General features: G+C 62.1%; 12 protein-coding genes. 8 read left to right on the plus strand and 4 right to left on the minus strand.

The window, feature by feature from the left end; genetic code table 11:
* Positions 1-80 precede the first annotated feature (80 nt).
* Entirely contained in the window at positions 81-698 is a 618-nt protein-coding gene (locus tag HBN54_RS08035; protein WP_168672660.1) for an OmpA family protein, read from the minus strand.
* A gap of 299 nt (positions 699-997) precedes the next feature.
* On the opposite strand from HBN54_RS08035, the gene HBN54_RS08040 reads away from it, so the two are divergent.
* Positions 998-1,897: a carboxypeptidase-like regulatory domain-containing protein gene (locus HBN54_RS08040; protein ID WP_168672661.1), complete on the plus strand. Its 900-nt coding sequence runs from the start codon at positions 998-1,000 to the stop codon at positions 1,895-1,897.
* Positions 1,898-2,305: 408 nt separating this feature from the next.
* Here HBN54_RS08040 and HBN54_RS08045 read toward each other — a convergent pair whose 3' ends face one another.
* Together HBN54_RS08045 and HBN54_RS08050 are read right to left on the minus strand one after the other, a co-directional pair.
* On the minus strand, positions 2,306-3,730 hold the full coding sequence (locus HBN54_RS08045; protein WP_168672662.1) for an alpha/beta hydrolase family protein: 1,425 nt from the start codon (positions 3,728-3,730) through the stop codon (positions 2,306-2,308).
* 220 nt (positions 3,731-3,950) lie between these two features.
* A complete protein-coding gene (locus tag HBN54_RS08050) occupies positions 3,951-6,518 on the minus strand; it encodes a bifunctional UDP-N-acetylmuramoyl-tripeptide:D-alanyl-D-alanine ligase/alanine racemase (RefSeq protein ID WP_168672663.1) in 2,568 nt (855 codons plus the stop codon).
* Positions 6,519-6,873: 355 nt separating this feature from the next.
* Between HBN54_RS08050 and HBN54_RS23450 the strand changes: the two genes are divergently transcribed.
* The 7 genes from HBN54_RS23450 (at position 6,874) to HBN54_RS08080 (ending at position 15,406) form a co-directional block, all read left to right on the plus strand.
* A complete protein-coding gene (locus tag HBN54_RS23450; protein WP_235955424.1) occupies positions 6,874-7,494 on the plus strand; it encodes a M16 family metallopeptidase in 621 nt (206 codons plus the stop codon).
* A gap of 51 nt (positions 7,495-7,545) precedes the next feature.
* Positions 7,546-8,316: a M16 family metallopeptidase gene (locus HBN54_RS23455; RefSeq protein ID WP_262888264.1), complete on the plus strand. Its 771-nt coding sequence runs from the start codon at positions 7,546-7,548 to the stop codon at positions 8,314-8,316.
* Between the two features lie 22 nt (positions 8,317-8,338).
* Complete coding sequence (locus tag HBN54_RS08060; protein ID WP_168672664.1) at positions 8,339-9,796, plus strand: M16 family metallopeptidase; 1,458 nt, start codon at positions 8,339-8,341, stop codon at positions 9,794-9,796.
* A 168-nt stretch (positions 9,797-9,964) separates the two neighbouring features.
* Positions 9,965-10,591, plus strand: coding sequence for a hypothetical protein (locus tag HBN54_RS08065; protein WP_168672665.1), 627 nt, complete (start codon positions 9,965-9,967; stop codon positions 10,589-10,591).
* A gap of 236 nt (positions 10,592-10,827) precedes the next feature.
* Positions 10,828-11,754: a hydrogen peroxide-inducible genes activator gene (locus HBN54_RS08070; protein WP_168672666.1), complete on the plus strand. Its 927-nt coding sequence runs from the start codon at positions 10,828-10,830 to the stop codon at positions 11,752-11,754.
* A 185-nt stretch (positions 11,755-11,939) separates the two neighbouring features.
* Complete coding sequence (locus tag HBN54_RS08075; protein ID WP_168672667.1) at positions 11,940-13,937, plus strand: tetratricopeptide repeat protein; 1,998 nt, start codon at positions 11,940-11,942, stop codon at positions 13,935-13,937.
* A 29-nt stretch (positions 13,938-13,966) separates the two neighbouring features.
* Positions 13,967-15,406 carry an amidohydrolase family protein gene (locus tag HBN54_RS08080; protein WP_168672668.1) on the plus strand — a complete coding sequence of 480 codons (1,440 nt, stop codon included), beginning with the start codon at positions 13,967-13,969 and terminating at the stop codon, positions 15,404-15,406.
* A gap of 181 nt (positions 15,407-15,587) precedes the next feature.
* On the opposite strand, the gene HBN54_RS08085 is transcribed toward HBN54_RS08080, so the two are convergent.
* Complete coding sequence (locus HBN54_RS08085; RefSeq protein ID WP_168672669.1) at positions 15,588-18,236, minus strand: DUF5686 and carboxypeptidase regulatory-like domain-containing protein; 2,649 nt, start codon at positions 18,234-18,236, stop codon at positions 15,588-15,590.
* Between the last annotated feature and the right edge of the window lie 116 nt (positions 18,237-18,352).

Below are 18,352 nucleotides of genomic sequence, written 5' to 3' on the forward strand. Positions count from 1 at the left end.
CCGAAAAGGGGGCCAGGCGGGCAAACAAAAAGCCCTTGCAGCATGCTGCAAGGGCTTTTTGGTAGTATAGTCGGGGCTGCTTACTTGGTACGCACCGCGATTTCTACCCGCCGGTTTTCCTGGCGGCCGCTGGGCGTAGCATTCGAGGCTACGGGCATGGTTTCGCCCATCGGCTCCACGCTCACGCGGTTGGCGGTAATGTCGCCGTTGGCTACCAGGTAGTTCTTCACGGCCTCGGCGCGCTGCGCGCTCAGGTCTTTGTTGTAGTCCTTACTGCCGCGCGAGTCGGCAAAGCCCATCACACGCACCTGGCTGGTCTTGTAGCGCTGCCCGATAGAACCGGTGATTTGCTTCAGGGCCTCGGCAGCAGTGGGCTTGATTTCGGCTTTGTCGGTATCAAAGAGCACCGTTTCGTCCACACTGTACACATTATAGGTGCTGTCGCCACGTACCGACACGCCGGGCAGCGTGATTTCCTTGAATTTTACATCGGCGAGCTTGGCTTTGCCCATGTCCCAGGTATTATCGATGGCGGCACCTGCATCGCTGGCCATATCAGCCGCTGTTTTCCCATCGCGGGCCATCACGGCCGTGTCCTGACCGGCTTCGCTGAGTTGGTCTTTGGTATCAGAGCGTTTGGTTTCGCAGCTAGCCAGCAGCGCCGTTGCTGCCAGCAGGGAAAAGAAGGATTTTTTCATGAAATGAAGTAGATAAGTTCTGGAAAATGGTCCGGTCCCAATACGGGAAAATACCCGATAATGTTAATTTTTTTTATTTTTCTACTGCCTGGCCGCATTAATCACGCGCTTGCACAAACCTCAGCTAGCGGGGTCTGATGGTATTGTACAGCAATAAAATCCATCTTCTGCTGTTACTCAGAAAAAAAAAATCTGCATATAGCGCGCCATTATGAGTCCTGTACTAGCGAGGATGCTACGGGAGTGGTGCAAAATTTGTAAATTTGCCAGACTACCATCCATTATAATTATTTTTGGCGATGATGAAACGCATACCTTTTCTCGCTTTAGTCTTTCTGTTGCTGTTGCCAGCGCTAAGCTGGGCGCAGGAAAATCGCATTACGGGCCGCGTCGTGGATGCCAAAACCAAAGACCCGGTTCCGTTCGCCTCCATTGGCCTGCGTGAAGAGGGTACCGGGGCACTCACGAACGAATACGGCTATTTTCAGCTGGCCGGCCTCGAGAAAACCAGCCAGGATTCCCTTATCGTGATGACGCTCGGCTACGAGCGCAGCGCCGTGTTCATTAAGCGCGGCAGCACCGAAGACCTCATCATCGAGCTGAAAAAGCGCGTCATTGAGCTGTCCAACGTGACCGTGAAGGGCGGCAAGCTCAAAAACCTGGAGCTGGGCTCGAAGTCGAACAACCCTGGCGAGGGCATGATTCAGGGCCTGCCGGGCTCGCAGTACGCTTTCTTCGTGAAGAACGACAAGCAGAAGAAGCTGGGCAACGTGCGCACCGTGTCCTTTTACATCGGCGAAAACGGCTTCCCCCGCGAGCCCTTCCGCGTCCGCATCTATAAGGCCGACGGCAACTACAACGCCCCCAACACCGACCTGCTCACCGAAAACGTGGTGGTTTCGGCCGCCCGGGGTGGCGAGTGGTACACCATCGACCTGAGTACCTACAACATTCCGGCGCCGGAGGAAGGCTTTTTCGTGGCCATGGAGTGGATTGTGGGCGGCGACAAGTTCTACACCACCAACTTCATGGACAACTACACGCCCTACGGCCAGATTATGCGTCCCACCTTCGAGTACAAGGAAAGCCGCACCTGGAGCTACACCATCGGCAAGGGCTGGAACCTGCTGACGCTGGCCAACGGCCAGGGCCGCCGCTACAATGCTATGATTAAGGCCGAAGTAGACATGATTAAGTAAATCACTGATTGCCGCGGATTAACCGTGATTTCGCTGATTTTTTTTGGGCATTATCCTAACAAAAAAAGCCCGGCTCAAGCCGGGCTTTTTTTGTTGAGTAGTCAGTCAGTAATCGGCAGCCAGACAGAAATCAATTGACTGATTTTTAGATAGATGAAGCCTGATTACAGACTACCTACTTAAGTACTTGTGCAAAACCACTCGGATGCTCCGGTCGGACCGCCCCAGGCGGTCCGACCGGTTGTCGTGAGAACGAAATCGGGCCTGCCGGTCGGACTGCCTGGGGCAGTCGGACCGGCAGGCCCGAATCGCATACGGTTGCTTATGCTTGGCTACCTACTACCCATCCCGTTATCGGGCGAATCATTCAATCAGTGAAATCACGGTTAATCCGCGCTAATCAGTGATTTACTTTTTGGCCTGCGCCACAATCCATTCCCGGATGGTTTCCTCGGCTTCGGGCGAGAAGTTGGGCTGGAGCTGGCCGTTGACAATCGGCCACTTGCTTGGGTCGGGCTGAAAAAGGTGGTTGACGCCCACCAGCTTCTTAGCCGTGATGTTCTTGTTGTTTTTCAAGCCCTTGGTGAGGACCGTCATGTTGGCATCGGCGTTGATGGTGAGGTCGGAAGTGCCGTTGAGCAGCAATACGGGGCAGTTGACGGCCGACAGCTTTTCGAGCGGGTTGAACGCCAGGAAGTAGCGGTAGCGGGCCGAAGTCATTTCGGCGGCGCTGGCCTGGGCCGTGGCGTTGTCGATGGCGGCATTGTTCTGCTTCAGCATGTTGGCCACAATGGCCTGGGCCTGGGCATTGTCGGTGGTCTGCCGGATGATTTCGAGCATGGCCTGCTGGCGCTTGGTAGCCGCCTCAATCTGCGACGCATCGGTGCCCAAGGTGCGTAGCGTGGTGGCTTGCTGCTGCACCACAATGTCGCGACCGGGCAGGCCATAGGCGGCCAGCGTGACCACAAAAGCAGGGGGCAAGGGCTGAGCCGCCGCCAGCAGGGCCACGTTGCCGCCCTCGCCGTGGCCCACTAGGCCCAGGTGCGAAAGGTCAATTTCGGGGCGGGTACGCAGGAAATTGAGGCCGGCCTGGGCATCGCTCACCAGGTCGTCGGTAGTGACAGCAGGGGTGCCGCCGGACTTGCCCACGCCCCGGTCGTCGAAGCGCAGCACGGCCACGCCGCGGCGGGTGAGGTAGTCGGCGAGCTGGCCCAGCGGGGCGAAGTCGCCCACGGTGCCGTCGCGGTCGTGCGGGCCGCTATCGCTGAGCAGCACCACCGCCGGAAACGGCCCCGGCCCGGCCGGAATGGTGAGCATGCCGCTGAGGCGGGCGTTCACGGTCAGGTTGCTGAACGTGGCTTCTTCCTCGCGGTAGGGCGGCGTGAGGCGCACGTTTTTGGCATTCATGGCCGGCATTGCGCTGAAGGTGAGCGTCATGGGCACTTTGAAGCCGGGCGACTGCCAGATACCAGCCATCTGCTTGCCATCGGCCGAGACGCGGCCCACGAAGCGGGTGGCGGCTTCCTCAGCATATAAGCGCACGGTATCGCCTTTGATTTCGGTTTTCACGCTCATGCGGCTCACCTTCTGGAGCGGCACGTCGAGGGTGCAGTAATATTCACCGCCAGCGAGTTTCACGAAGCGAAAAATGACTTCGAGCTGGCCGCCGGGCACTTTTAGCGGGCCCTTCCAAAAGCCGTCGAGGGGCGGCACGTCGGCCACCGCTACCGGGGCCGGTTGGGCATGGGAAATGGCGTGCGCAGAAACCGCCAGTACCAAGCAGAGAAGGACGCTGCAGAAGAAGCGAAGGGAACAGAACGTATTGGTTTTCATATTACTTAAAGAGCGTCACAAAGCTCTGGGCCACCCCAAAGGTATTCCGGGCACATTACACCAGCTGTAAAGTAGCAAAATAAATACCTTGCCAACATTACGCGCGCGCCCCGCTGAGCAAAAAAATTACTTGTTTTGGCGTTGAACAGGGAAACTTGTCGGATGAATCCGGCAGACTATTTCACATTGGGAAAAGCAGTAAGCGGGCAACGCGCCCCGCTTATTCGCTCACAAATACCCGCTTCACCCGCTCGCTCACGCTGGTGAGCAGCTCGTAGGCAATGGTGCCGATGCGGGCGGCCAGCTCCGGCAGCGGCAATCCTTCGCCAAAAAGCAGCGCCACATCGCCGGCCCGCGCGGCCGGGATGTTCGTTACATCTACCATGCACATATCCATGCACACCGAGCCCACCAGCGGGGCCGCCTGGCCGTGGATGAGCACCGTGCCCGCGCCGTTGCCAAAGCGACGGTCGTAGCCATCGGCGTAGCCAATGGCCAGCGTGGCAATGCGGCGCTCGGCGGCGGCGGCGGTACCCCGGCGGCCGTAGCCTACGGTGGTGCCGGCGGGCAGGGTCTTAATCTGGGAAATGGTGGTGCGCAGCTGGCTCACGGGGCGCAGGACGGCGGGGTCGGCGGTGTTGCTGGCATCCACACCGTAGAGGCCGATGCCGAGGCGCACCATGTTGAACTGCGCCGCCGGGAAGCGCAGGATGCCAGCCGAGTTCAGGGCGTGCTTGAGCACGGAGTGGCCTAGGGCGGCCTCCAGGGCGGTGGTCATGCGGCGGAAGGCGGCCAGCTGCTCGTGGGTGAAATCGTCGTGGCCGGACTCATCGGCGGCGGCAAGGTGGGTCATCATGCTGGCCACGGGCAGACGGGCGGCGTGCTGGCGCAGGCGGGCGGCCAGGGCGGGCAGGTCGGCTTCGTCGAAGCCGAGGCGGCGCATACCGGTATCGAGCTTGAGGTGGATTTTGGGGGTGAGAAGCGGGCTTTCGGCGGGAATATCGAATGTGGCCAGGTACTCGTCCAGCATCTCCAGGGAGTAGATTTCGGGCTCGAGGCGATAGCGGCGCAGGGTTTCGAAGCTGTCCGGGGCGGCGTTCATCACCATGATGGGCAGGCTGATGCCGGCTTCGCGCAGGGCGATGCCTTCGTCGGCGTAGGCCACGGCCAGGTAGTCAGCGCGCTGAAACTCCAGCAAGCTGGCTACTTCGTAGGAGCCCGCGCCGTAGGCAAAGGCCTTCACCATAACCATGAGCTTGGTGCCGGGGCTCAGCTGGCGACGGTAGTACTGCAGGTTGTGGCTGAGGGCGTCGAGGTTGACTTCGAGCACGGTGCCATGCTGCTGGGCCTGCAAAGCGGCCACAATGCGCTCGAAGCCGAAGCGCCGTGCTCCTTTGATGAGGATGGTTTCGTGGGCAAAATCAGTGGGATTAAGCTGGGCGAGGAAGGCTTCGGTGGTCGGGAAGGTTTGAATTAAAAATGAAGCCGGGTCTGTCGAAGCATCAGCGCCAGATGGAGTCGACCCAGGCTCAATTTTTAATTCCCTCGAAATTTCCTCCCCGATGCCCACCAGACGGCTCACGCCCGCCGCAGGCAGTAGGGCGGCCACGCGGGCATACAGCTCGGGGCTGCTCAGGCCCGATTCGAGCACATCGCTGAGAATGAGGGTGCGGCGACCGGGGCGGCTCTGCCGGGCCAGGGCATTGAGGGCCAGGGCCAAGCCGGCGAGGTCGTTATTATAGGTATCGTCGAGCAGGTAGGAATCGTGGCGGCCGAGCTTCATTTCCAGGCGCATGGCTACCGGGTGCAGGCGCAGCAGTCGGCGCTGAATCTCGGCAGGCTCTACCTGCCGGTGCAAGAGCACGGCCAGGCAGTGCAGCGCGTTTTCGATGGACGGCTCATCGGCGAAGGGCAGCGTGAATTCGGCGGTGAGGCCGGGAGCGGGGTAATCGGCGCGCAGGCGGGTGGTATTGGCGGGGCTGCTGGCTTCGGTGGTGAAGCGTACGTCGGCGGGCGGTGTGGGCAGGCGCGTCCAGCTAAAGCCCGGGAGCTGCAGGGCTACTACGGCGGCCCGCACCAGGGGCTGGTCGGCGCAGTAAAACAGCCGTTGAAAATCAGCACCTTGGAACAGCGTCAGTTTTTCCAGCAGCTTCTGTTCCTCAGAGGCAAAACCGGCGTCGTGAGCCGTGCCGAGGTTGGTGAAAATTCCCTCGGTGGGCCGAATGATGCGGGCCAGCCGGGCCATCTCTCCTACTTCGGATATGCCGGCTTCAAAAATCCCCAGCGTGTGGCGCTCGGGGTTCAGCTCCCACACGCTAAGCGGCACGCCCACCTGCGAGTTGTAGGAGCGCGGCGAGCGGCAAATATCCTCGTCGGGGCTCAGCAGCTGGGCCAGCCATTCCTTCACAATGGTTTTGCCGTTGGAGCCGGTGATGCCCAGGACGGGGGCCGTGAACTGCGCCCGGTGGGCGGCCGCCAGCGCCTGCAAAGCGGCCAGCGGACTGACAACCTCCATAATCCCAGCCTCGGGGTAGGCGGCGAGGCCACCGGGCAGGGCAATATTTTCCTCCACGAAAAACAGGCGCACGCCCTGGGCGTAGAGGTCGTGCAGGTAGCGGTGGCCGTCGTGGCTGGGCCCGCGCAGGGCGAAGAAGGCCGCCCCAACGGGCAGGTCGGCCCGGCGGCTATCGAGCAGCAGGTGGCGCACGGTGGCCGAGGCATCGGCGGGCGCCTGCCGTAGGTGGCCGGAAACGCGGGCGGACAGGTCGAGGAAGCGGGGGAAAGACATGATGCCGCAAAGGTCCGGCAAAAAACGGCGTGGCCTTTCACGGAATTGTTTACTATCGAACGGCGGTTGCGCCAGTCAGACTGCCCTAGGCGGTCTGACCGGTTGAAGCAAGCACGGTTTCACCCCAACGACAACCGGTCAGACCGCCTAGGGCGGTCAGACCGGCGCAACGGTCCCGCATTTGGGTGAGGGCAAACAAAAATGGCGCGGGCCGCGCCGGAGACAACCGCGGCGCACGTCGGCGCATCTGGGTTGCGGAGGCTATATCGCAGGAGCTTAGCACCTACGCGGCCAAGGTATTGCCCAATATTTTGTAAATCGAATACATGTTCTTCCACTTTACACCTTTTTGCCGATGAGACAGTTACCTAAACTTTGCCGCAGCTTGCTGTGGGGGCCGGCCGTAGCGCTGGCGCTGGGCGCGTGCAGCCAGCAGGCCACTTCCGTGGTCACGGCGCCGGCCAGCCCGGCGGCGCCCATGGCGGCCGCGCCCGCGCCCGCCGGGCCAGCTTTCGAGATTCCGGTGGAATACTACACCCTGCCAAACGGGCTGCGCGTGGTGCTCTCGCCCGACCACACCGCGCCCACGGCCACGGTGGCGGCGTACTACGCGGTGGGCTTCCGGACGGAGCCGCGCGACCGCACGGGCTTTGCGCATTTGTTTGAACACCTGATGTTTCAGGGCTCGCAGAACCTGGGCAAGGCCGAGTTTATTCAACTGATTCAGAAGAACGGCGGGGCGCTGAACGGCTCCACGCGGTTCGACTTCACGAACTACTTTGAGGTGGTGCCGAGCAACAAGCTCGAAACCATTTTGTGGGCCGAGGCCGACCGGATGCGCGGCCTGGCCATCAGCCAAAGCAACCTGACCAACCAGCAGGGCGTGGTGAAAAGCGAGGTGCGGGTGAACGTGCTCAACCAGCCCTACGGCGGCTTCCCGTGGCTCGACATGCCCCAGAAGGCCAACAAGAACTGAAACAACGCCCACAATTTTTACGGCGACCTCAAGGACCTGGACGCCGCCAACCTGGCCGACACCAAGGCGTTTTTCAAGACGTACTACGCTCCCAACAACGCCGTGTTGGCCGTGGTGGGCGATTTTGAGCCCGCCGAGGCCAAGGCCTGGGTGGAGAAATACTACGGCAATATCCCCAGCGCCACGCCGCCGCCCAAGCCCGACCTCACCGAGCCGCGCCAAGAGCAGGAGCAGCGGTTTTCGAAGGACGACAAGCTGGCCAGCAAGCCCGCGCTGGCCTTCGCCTACCACATGCCCGAGCGCAACACGCCCGAATACTACGCCCTGATAATGCTCGACCAGATTCTGCTGCAGGGCAACGACAGCCGCCTCTACCAAGCCCTGGTGCAAAAGCGCGGCTACTCCGACGGCGTGAGCGGCGGCATCAATTCCGACCTCGGCAACCAGTTTAACTACAACGGGCCAATGCTGTGGATGGGCAGCATCATTTATGACCCCAGCGTGCAGGCCGACTCGGTGGTGAGCGTGCTCGACCAGGAAATCAGCCGCCTGGCCAAAACGGGCATCGACCAGGCCACGCTGGACCTGGCGATGGTGAAAATCCGCTCCGCTTTTTACGACCAGCTGAGCGGGTCCGACAACTTTGGGCGGGCCGACCTATTGGCCGCGTTCGCGCTGTTCGACAACGACCCGGCGCGCATTAACCGCATCGAGGGCGAGTTCCGCAAGGTGACGCCCGAGCTGATGCAGAAGACCATTCGCGAGTACCTGCGGCCCGGCAACCGGACCATTATCACCGTCAATCCGCTGGCCAAGAGCTAGCCCAGACTCCTACTCTTTCGCCATGAACAAGCTGATTATCGGGCTACTAGGTGCCGCCCTCATTGCCACCGCCGCCGCAGATGCCCAGGCCCAGAAGCCAAAAGCCAAGTCCAAAACGCCGACCCGGCCCGCCGCCGCCACGCCGGCAGCACCCAAGGAAAACCCGCCCGAAGGCAGCGCCCCGCGCGACTTTGCCCTGCCCGCCAAGGAAGAATTCACCCTCGACAATGGCCTGAAGGCCCGGCTGGTGCCCTACGGCCAGGTGCCCAAGGTGACGATGATGGTGGCCATTCAGGCCGGCAACGTGCACGAAGCCGCCGATGAAGTGGCGGTGGCCGACCTGCTGGCCAAGCTCCTGCAGGAAGGCACGGCCAGCCGGTCGGCCACCCAGCTGGCCGAGCAAGTGGCCCGCATGGGCGGCACGCTCAGTATTTCGGCCGGCCTCGACCAAACCACGCTGTGGGCCTCCTGCCTGAGCGAGTATGCGCCGCAGCTGGCCGCGCTCATGGCCGATGTGGTGCTGCACCCGGCCCTGCCCGCCTCGGAGCTGCCCCGCCTCAAAACCGACCTGAAGCGCCAGATGAACCTGGCCCGCTCTTACCCCGGCACCCAGGCCCGCCAGAAGTACTCGGCCGCCATCTACGGCAGCCACCCCTACGGCCGCCCCCTGCCCACCGATGCCCAGCTCGACGCCCTGACCCTGGAGCAGGTGCAAAGCTTCTATAAAAACCAGTTTGGCGGCCAGCGCACCAGCGTGTACGTGGCGGGGCGGTTTGATGCGCCGGCCCTGCGCCAGGCCATCAGCAGCGCCTGGCAGGACTTCCCGCAGGGACCGGCCCCGCGCATCGAAATTGCCAAGCCGCTGACCAAGGGCGACGTGCTGACCCTGGACCGGCCCAGCGCGCCGCAGTCGACCATTGTGGTGGGCCTGCCGGCCGTGGACCCTTCCAACCCCGATTTTATCCGGCTGCGGGTGATGAACTCGCTGCTCGGCGGCTCGTTTGGTTCGCGCATCACGCGCAACATCCGGGAGGACAAAGGCTACACCTACTCGCCCTACAGCTACGTGGAAACCCACTACCGCACCGGCAACTGGACCGAAAACGCCGACGTGACCACCGCCGACACCTATAATTCGCTGCGCGAAATAATGAGCGAAGTGGAGCGCCTGCAAAAAACGCCGCCCACCGCCGAGGAATTGCAGGGCATTCAGAACTACGAGGGAGGCATGTTTGTGCTCCGCAACTCTACCCCCGGCGGCATCATCGGCCAGCTCAACACCCTCGACCTGCACGGCCTGCCCGAAACCTACCTCACCGAGCAGGTGAAAAACATCAACGCCGTGACACCCCAGCAGGTGAGCGAAACCGCCCGCAAATACGTGCGCCCCGAAGCCATGACCGTTGTGGTGGTAGGCGATAAAAAGCAGATTGACCCGCAGCTGAAGAAGTTTCAGGCCGAGCGCAAGAAACCGCTTTAGTGCTGGTTATCTGCTTATTTCATGCGTAATATCTTGTTCCTTTCCGCTGCAATTCATAAGATTTACAGCGGAAAGGAACTTTTCTTTACTTCCGGTCTCCCTGTTTGGCCTGCCCTTTGCCTTGGCAGTCAGCACCTCACCCGGCTAGCTACCACCTCCGCATTAACTATGAAAACTGTTACCCGTACGCTGTTTCTGGCAGCTCTCACTGCTGCTTCCGGATTTTTCGCCTCCTGTTCCGACAAGCACAACGACGACATGCCCGCCCCCGCCGACCCCAAGCCGGCTTTTCAAATGAGCAGTTACTTTGACTTCATAACCATCACCCCCGCCGGTGGCACCGCCCACTCGGGCTACGGCACCGGCTACCGGCCGTCCGACATTGTGGCCACCGCCACCTTAGGGCCGCAGGTGCTGGCGCTGGATTTTGAGGCGGGTACCGACAACACCTACTTTGAAGTAGAACGCGCCAAACTCGCGGCCAAGTGGGTGGGCACCTACTCCCTGCGCTGCCGCAACCGCACCTCCGACCCAGTCTTTAGCTCCTATATCTACACCGTGCGCACCGCCACCGGCAGCAGCGGCGCCATCTACCGCTTCAGCGACACTACCCGCGAACTGACCGGCAACGTTGCCATCACGGCCTACGATGCCCAGCGCCAGTTGGTGAGCGGCACCTACGAAGTGCGGGCGCCCGAGCAGAATGAGCCCAGCACATCCATTTCGATTGGCGGACCCAAGTGCACCATTATACTGGAAGGCAGCTTTGAAAACCTCAAGGTGAAGGCCCAATAAGCGGCCATCATTCTCGTCTGAAGGAGCCGTTCTGATTATTCAGAACGGCTCCTTTTTGCTTGTTGAAAAGTAGTAGTCGCTGCTTTGACCGTGCCGGGAATAATGGCAACATCATCGCCTGCCCTCATAATCATAATGAATACAACATTCAATTTAATAATCTTAAATTATATTTGTGTATCTTGTCACAGCCCCTGGGCCAAGCAAAGCTCTCATCCAGACCCTCAAGTAGCCCGATGAACCTGCAGCAGCTCACCTACCTCGTAGCCCTCGATACCCACCGCCAGTTTGGCCTCGCCGCCGAGAAAAGCTGCGTGAGCCAGCCCGCCCTCAGCGTGCAGGTGCAAAAGCTGGAGGAAGAGCTGGGCGTGCTGCTCTTCGACCGCACCCAGCGCGGGGCCGAGCCCACCGCCGTGGGGGCCAAAGTCATTGCCCAGGCCCGGCGCGTACTGCGCGAGGCCCAGCAGCTGCGCGAGCTGGTGCAGGTAGAAAAGGGCGAAATAGTGGGCGAGCTGCGCCTGGGCGTCATCCCCACGCTGGCCCCGTACCTGGTGCCGCGCTTCCTGGGGGGCCTCACCACGGCTTACCCCAGCCTGCGGGTGCACATTGAGGAGCTGCGCTCCGAAGAAATTATGCAGCAGCTGAAAGACCACCGGCTGGACGTGGGCCTGCTCGTGACGCCCCTCGACGACCGGCAGCTGCACGAGTTGCCGGTCCTCGATGAGCCCTTCCTGCTACTTGCTTCAGAAAACCACCCACTGGCCGCCCACGCCACCGTGCGCCCCACCGACCTCCAGCAACCCGGCCTCTGGCTGATGCAGCAGGGCCACTGCTTCCGCAGCCAGGTGGTGAACCTGTGTGGCGCAGCCTCCCCCACCGGGGCCATCGCCTACGAAAGCGGCTCGATTGAGACGCTGCAGGAGCTGGTGCGTCGGCAGGGCGGCTACACCCTGGTGCCAGAGCTGGCCGTATTGGAGGAGGTGGAAACCAATCGGCTCCTAAAACGGTTCGTGGCCCCGGAACCGGTGCGCGAGGTGAGCCTGGTGGTGCATCATGGCTTTGTGCGCACGCAGCTGCTCACGGTGCTGCGCGGCCTTATTCTGGCCAGTGTGCCGGCCCGGCTACACGCCCGGGAATCGGGCGAGAGGGTGCGCTGGCGGTAGCCGGACCGGTTCCGTTTTTTATCAATTAGCCCCATTATGCTGGTTTGTTTGCAGTGTAGCAAGCAAGCCGAATATCCTATTTTTTACGTACCTGTCTGCAATTAGCAAGCCTGGGTGACGTTCCTATTACCGCCTGGTTTTTGCAAGCATTTCCTTCTTTTCGCTTCCTTCTTTCCGTTCTTTCAATGCCTGCCTCAGCCGCGCGCCTGCTGCTGCTACTCCTGTGGCTATCCCTCAGTGGCTGGGGGCTGAATGCACGCGCCCAAAACCCGGCTACCGATAGCCTGCGGCGCGTGCTGGCACACACCCCGCCCGACTCGGCCCGGGTGCTGCTGCTGCTGGAGCTGGGCCGCACCTACCGGGCCTCGAAGCCCGACTCGACCATGTACCTGGCCCAGAAGGCCTGGCAGCTGGCGCGGCAGCTCAACTTCGACAAAGGCCGTGGCCGGGCGCAGAGCATGATTGGCATGGTGCTGCGCGAGCGCGGCGAACTGCCCAAGGCCTACGCCAACCAGCGGATTGCCCTCCAAATCAGCCGCCAAAGCCACGACCCGGAAGGCGAGGCCTATAGCCTGAACAGCCTGGGCAACATCAGCCTCGACCTGCGCCAGTACCCGCAGGCCATTGAGCACTACCGCGCTTCGGAAGCACTATACCGCCGCCTGCACCGGCTGCCGTGGGTGGCGGGCACCCTCACCAACCTGGGCAGCTGCTACGAGAAGCTCAACCAGCTCGATTCGGCCCTGGCCCTGCAGCAGCGGGCCGAAACGCTCATTGCGCAGAACCTCCGGCCCCGGCTGGCCGTGGCGCTGGCCCTGCGCAACATGGGCATGGTGCAGGCCCGCCTGGGCCACTCCCCCGAAGCATTTGCCTACTACCGCCGGGCACTGCACGAAACCCAGGCCACCAACGACTTGCGCAACCGGGCCATGGCGCACTACCACATGGCGCTGCTGTTTGAGCAGCTGCACCAGCCCGATTCGAGCCTGTTGCACGCCCGCCACGCGCTGCGCAATGCTCAGGCCGTGTCGTACCGCCTCACGGTGATGGATGCCGGGGCGCTGCTGGCGCGGCTGTACCAGGCCCGCCACCGGCCCGATAGTGCCTTCCACTACCAAAGCCTGGCCGGGGCCGCGCGCGACAGCATTTATAGCCCCGAGAAATTTCAGCAGCTGGAGCTGCTGGCTTTTACCGAGCAGCAGCTCCAGCTGCGGCAACGGGCCCAGCAGGCTGAGCAAACCGCCCGCTACCAGCGTGCCGGCTTGCTCGGCCTGCTGGGGGTGCTGCTCACGGTGGCGCTGGTGCTGGGCTGGGCCAACCGCCGCCAGCGCCGCGCCAACCGCCTCCTGAACGAGCGCAACGCCCAGATTGAAGCCCAGCGCAATGCCCTGGACGAGGCCCTGACCGAAGTGCGCGCCGTTCAGGCGCAGCTGGTGGCGGCCGAGAAATGGGCCTTCGTGGGCGAGCTTTCGGCGGGCATTGCCAATGAGCTGCAGAACCCGCTGGCCTTCATGCGCAAGTTTGCCGATGTGAGCGTGGGCCTGCTCGACCACGACAGCACCACGCCAACCGCAGGCCTGGAGCAGCAGATAATGGACGGCCTGAAGCAGAACCTGCACGAAATCAGCGCGCACGGGCAGCGGGCGTCGGCCATCATTGCCGATATGCTGGCCCATGCCCGCCCCGGCCCCCGGCAGCCCGTGCCCACCGACCTCAACGCCCTGGTGGCCGAGTACCTACGCCTGGCCTACCAGGGTGCGCCGGGCCAGCAGCTCACGCCCGCTGTGGAGCTCGAAGTTCATTTCGACCCGGCCGTGGGCACCGTGGCCGCCGTGCCGCAGGAGCTGGGCCGGGCCATGCTGAATCTGTTTGCGAATGCTTTTTATGCAGTGCGGCAACACCAGCAGGCCAGTGGCCCTGGCTTTCAGCCCCAGGTGAGCGTGCAGACGCGGCGCGAGGGCGACTCGATAACGGTAGAAGTGTACGACAACGGCTTCGGCATCCCGGCCAGCGTGGCGGAACGGGTGTTTCAGCCCTTCTTCACCACCAAGCCTGCTGGCGAAGGCACGGGCCTGGGACTGTCGCTGGCATACGACATTATCACGAAGGGCCACCAGGGCACGCTGACCATCGAAACGGAGGAAGGAAAGTTCACCCGGTTCACGGTACGTTTACCCGCCTAACTTTGCCGGCACCGCTTGTCATTGCCCGCATGAAATTATCCCGAGTTATTTTTGGTTTACTGGCGGCCGTGCTGCTGACCACCTGCGCCCGCCGCCCCACCAAGCTGGAGATTTACGACGTGGTTATCAACCACGTAAGCATTGTGGATGTGCGCACGGGCCAACTTACGCCCAACCAGGTGGTGGCCATCGCGAAGGGCAAAATAGTAAGTGTGGAGCTGGCCGATAAGGACAGCTACGCCGCCAAACAGTACGTGAACGGCAACGGCCGCTACCTGATACCGGGCCTGTGGGACATGCACGTACATTTCCGGGGCGGCGACAGCCTGGCCGCCGCCAATAAAAAAAGCCTGACCCTGTTCCTGGCCCATGGCATCACCACGGTGCGCGACGCGGGTGGCGACCTCACGCCCAGCATTTTCCAGTGGCGGCGCGACATGGACGCGGGCCGCCTGGCCGGGCCGCGCATCTTCACGTCGGGCCCCAAGATTGATGGGCCGGGGGCCTACTGGCCGGGCTCGTTGGAAGTGGAAACCAAGGGCCAAATCCGCAAGGCGCTCGACTCGCTGCAACGGTTGAAGGTGGACTACGTGAAGATTTACGACAGCAAGATTTCGGGCGCGGCCTACCTCGAAACCATCCGGCTGGCCCAGCGGCGCGGCCTGAAAACCACCGGCCACATGCCCTACTCCGTGAAGCTGAGCGACGCCGTGCAGCGCGGCCTCGATGCCACCGAGCACCTGTATTACGTGTTCAAGGCCTGCTCCGGCAAGGAGGACAGCCTCACCACGCTGGTGCGCAACAGCCTGGGCACCAGCAAGCCACTGGGCCTGTTCGCCATGCTGCCGGCCGTGTACGACACGTACAGCCCGGCGGCGGCGGCCCGCATCTTCGCCCTCATGGCCAAGCGCCACACGGCCGCCGTGCCCACGCTCTACATCGGCAAGACGCTAACCGAACTGCCCGAAAACGACCACGCCCGCGACTCCCTGCTGGCCTACATCGACCCGAAGATTCAGGCTACTTACCAGCGCCGCCTCGCCAGTGCCCGCACGCAGCCGCTGGCCAGCCAGAATTTCAGCCGGAAGCTGGAAACCAAATTCTTAAGCATGATTCCGACCATGCAGGCCGCCGGCGTAACCCTGCTGGCCGGCTCCGATAGCGGCCCGTTCAACTCGTTCATCTACCCCGGCGCCTCGCTCCAGGAGGAGGTGATTTTGCTGGTGAAAGCCGGCCTCACGCCGCTGCAGGCGCTGCAGGCCGCCACCCTCAACGGGGCCCGCTTCATGGGCGTGGCCGGGCAAACCGTCGCCATCGCCCCCGGCAAAGACGCCGACCTGGTGCTCCTGACCGCCAACCCGCTGGAAGACATCAGCAACATCAAAAAAATTGACGCCGTGATTTCCCGTGGCAAGGCCTACCCCGCCGCCACGCTGGCCAATATGATGCGCGCCATCCGCAATCACTAGGACCACTGATTAGCACGGATTTTAGCGGATTTCACGGATTTTGTAGTCGATTGCTACGACTAAAATCGCTCCGAAATAGGGTGCGGGGTACTGATAAATCCAGCCAAACGGAAACCAAAGCTGTACTGGGATTCGACTACAAAATCCGTGAAATCCGCTAAAATCCGTGCTAATCAGTGGTCTAGAAACCCACCCCTATCCGGAAGCCGGTACCCAACCGCTGGCCGCTTTGCAGGGCCGTATAAAAATCAACCCGCAGCACTTTCAGGATGTGCTCCACGCCCGCGCCCAGCTCCACGTAGTGGCCGGCCTGGGCGGTAGTGAGGTAGTTGAGCGACACCACTTCCTGCCATTTTAGCTTGCGGAAGAGCGGGACTTTATTGAAGATGAAGCCGTTGAAGTGGTGGTCGTAGTGGGCTTCGAGGTAGGTATTGTTGGTGCTGAAGCGGTAGTAATCCAGCAGCTGAAACTCGCTGAAATTGCCGGCGAGCAGGGTTTGGTTGCCGGAGAAATGGCGGTAGTCGATGAAGGTCATCCCCTCCTGCTTGCCCACGAAGCCGCCCACGCTCACGCGGAAGCTGCTGGCACCCAACAGGCCCAGCGGCACATTGTCGCGCACGCCGGCCTGCAGCAGCAGGTAGCGCACATCGGCCCCCAGCGCGTGCGGCACGGCCAGGCGGCCCTGCACGTTGAAGGTGGGCCACTTCGAGCCGAGGTTGAACTTGCCATCGGGCCGACTGATGTAGCGCTGGCCGGGCTTGAAATCGGCCGAAAGCGCCACGGTAAGAATGCGGCTGCGGCCAAAGCCGGTATCGGCCAGCTCGTCGCTCACGGGCCGGTTGGGGGTGAAGGCGCGGCCGGGCACGTCGTAGATAAGCCGGTCGGTGGTGTTGTACAGCTCGTGGCGGTCGAAGTAGGCGGCGGTGGTGAGCAGGGTCAGGCCGTTCACGGGCTCCGTCAGGTAGCTCAGTTCGGCCCCGTCGCGGCGGTATAGCTTGGCATAGTTGCGGTTATCAAACAGCGTGTAGAGCGTGTTGATGAGCGGCGTCACCTGCGAATTCTTGTCGAAATTCTCGATGGTACGGCCGGCTTTCAGGCCGATTTGCTGGCGGCGGGCCGGGTGCAGCTGCCAGCTAGCGTCTAAACTGGGATTCAGCTCGTTGCTGCTGAAACCGTAGCGCAGCACCGGCGTGATGCTGAAATTCCGTCGGTCGTCGGTGCGCTTCCGGAAGGTGGCCTGGGCGTTGAGCACGGCCCCTTCCACGGTGTTGTATTGGAAAATGCGTGACACCGGCAGCACGTAGAACGACGTCTTTTTGAAGCTATTGACGTGCGTGTAGCCGCCCATCAGCAGGTTGATGGGCTCGAACTCGTTGCGCTTGCGGTCCATCGAGTCCTGGTAGGGGCGCGAGCGGCGGATGACTTCAGTGCTGTCCTTGACACGGTAATCTTTCTGCTCCTCGGCCGTGAGGGGCACCGGACGCACAGCGTCCCAATAGGTCGAGTCGCGCTCGTTAACGCCTTTTTCCACCAGCTGCACCTGGCCGCGCGGCATCTGAGCGAAGATGTCGTTTTTGAGGGAATCGCGTGCGGCCTGCTTCACTTTTTTGCGCACCTGGGCATTGAGGCCGCGCAGGTCGGGCTTGCGCTTGCGGATTTGGGCGGCGGTTTCCTGGCCCACGGGGGCAGCGTCTTTACCCTCGACTACCACGGGCGGCGCGGCTTTGGGCGCGGGCGGCGTAGGGTAGGTGGGCACCACGTTGGCGTAGTTGGAAAGCACGGCCGTGATGTAGCCAGAGCCCTTGAAACCCAGGCCCGATAAGTTGGCCGTAATCTGCTGCGACTGAATAAGCCAGACGTTGGCATTGCCCGGGGCGGGGGCATACTGCTGGGCCAGGTGCAGCTCGTCCACGTAGTCGAGCTGGGCATCTTTATCGAGGTGCAAATCGACGGAGTGAATGCGCCACGAGCCGTCCACGATGTAGATGTAGCCCGCAAAAACGGGGTCGGTCCGGCGGCGCGGCAGCACCCGTATTTTGTGCACCAGCACGCCGCCCTGCGGGGTGCTGCCCACCAGCTCGTACTTGTAGAACAGCATGGCGTTGCCCGCGATGGGCGACACAAAGCCGCGCTCCGAAAACCCGGGATTTATCAGGTTTTCATAGAAGGTTAGGTTGCGCCCCGCGCTGGCCCGGTTGAAGCTAATGCCGCGCGAGTCGCCGCTGATGCGGCTCGACAACATGCGCTCCTTCACGATATTGGGCTGGGTGAAGCTGAAATCGGAGAGCGTTTCGGACAGGTAAAAAATACCTTTCTTAATGTCCGGCCCCAGCTTAAACAGGCCCATAATTTTGGCCGGCGTTTCGTTGATGCGGCCCAGGGCTTTGATGTAGATGCGGGCGCGGTAGGCGGCCACCTCGCGCTTGTGGTATGCGCGCCACTGCTGTGCCTCCTGAATGATGGCATAGGCCGGGTCGCGGTCGGATGATTTCACCAGCACCTCGCCCAGGCTGTAGGCCTCTGGCTGGAGCGTGATGTTGACGGTGAGCGTGGAGTCGCCGCCCGGCACGCGCACCGGCTCAATTTGCTGCTTGTAGCCCACGTACTGGAACACCAAATCGTACTGCCCGGCCGGCAGCCGCAGCAGGAACTGGCCCTGCTCGTTGGCCCCCGTGCTGGTGGCCGCGCCGCGCACGGCCACGTTGGCAAAGGCCAGGCCCGCCTTGTTGGCCCCGCTCACCGTGCCCCGGATTACGCCGGCGCGGCTGAGAAATGGCGCGGCATTCAGCAGCAGCGCAAGAAGTAACCAGCGTAAAGAAATTCGCAACATAAAATCGACGGGCAGAAAAAAGGCACCCTAAGGTACGGCCCGCCCGCAACTGATGCATAAGGAGGGCCCAAAGGTTGCCTGACAATGTGCCGGCCGGCCGGTGGCAGCGCGCAATA

The organism is Hymenobacter artigasi (genome assembly GCF_012275535.1).
Classification (GTDB): domain Bacteria; phylum Bacteroidota; class Bacteroidia; order Cytophagales; family Hymenobacteraceae; genus Hymenobacter; species Hymenobacter artigasi.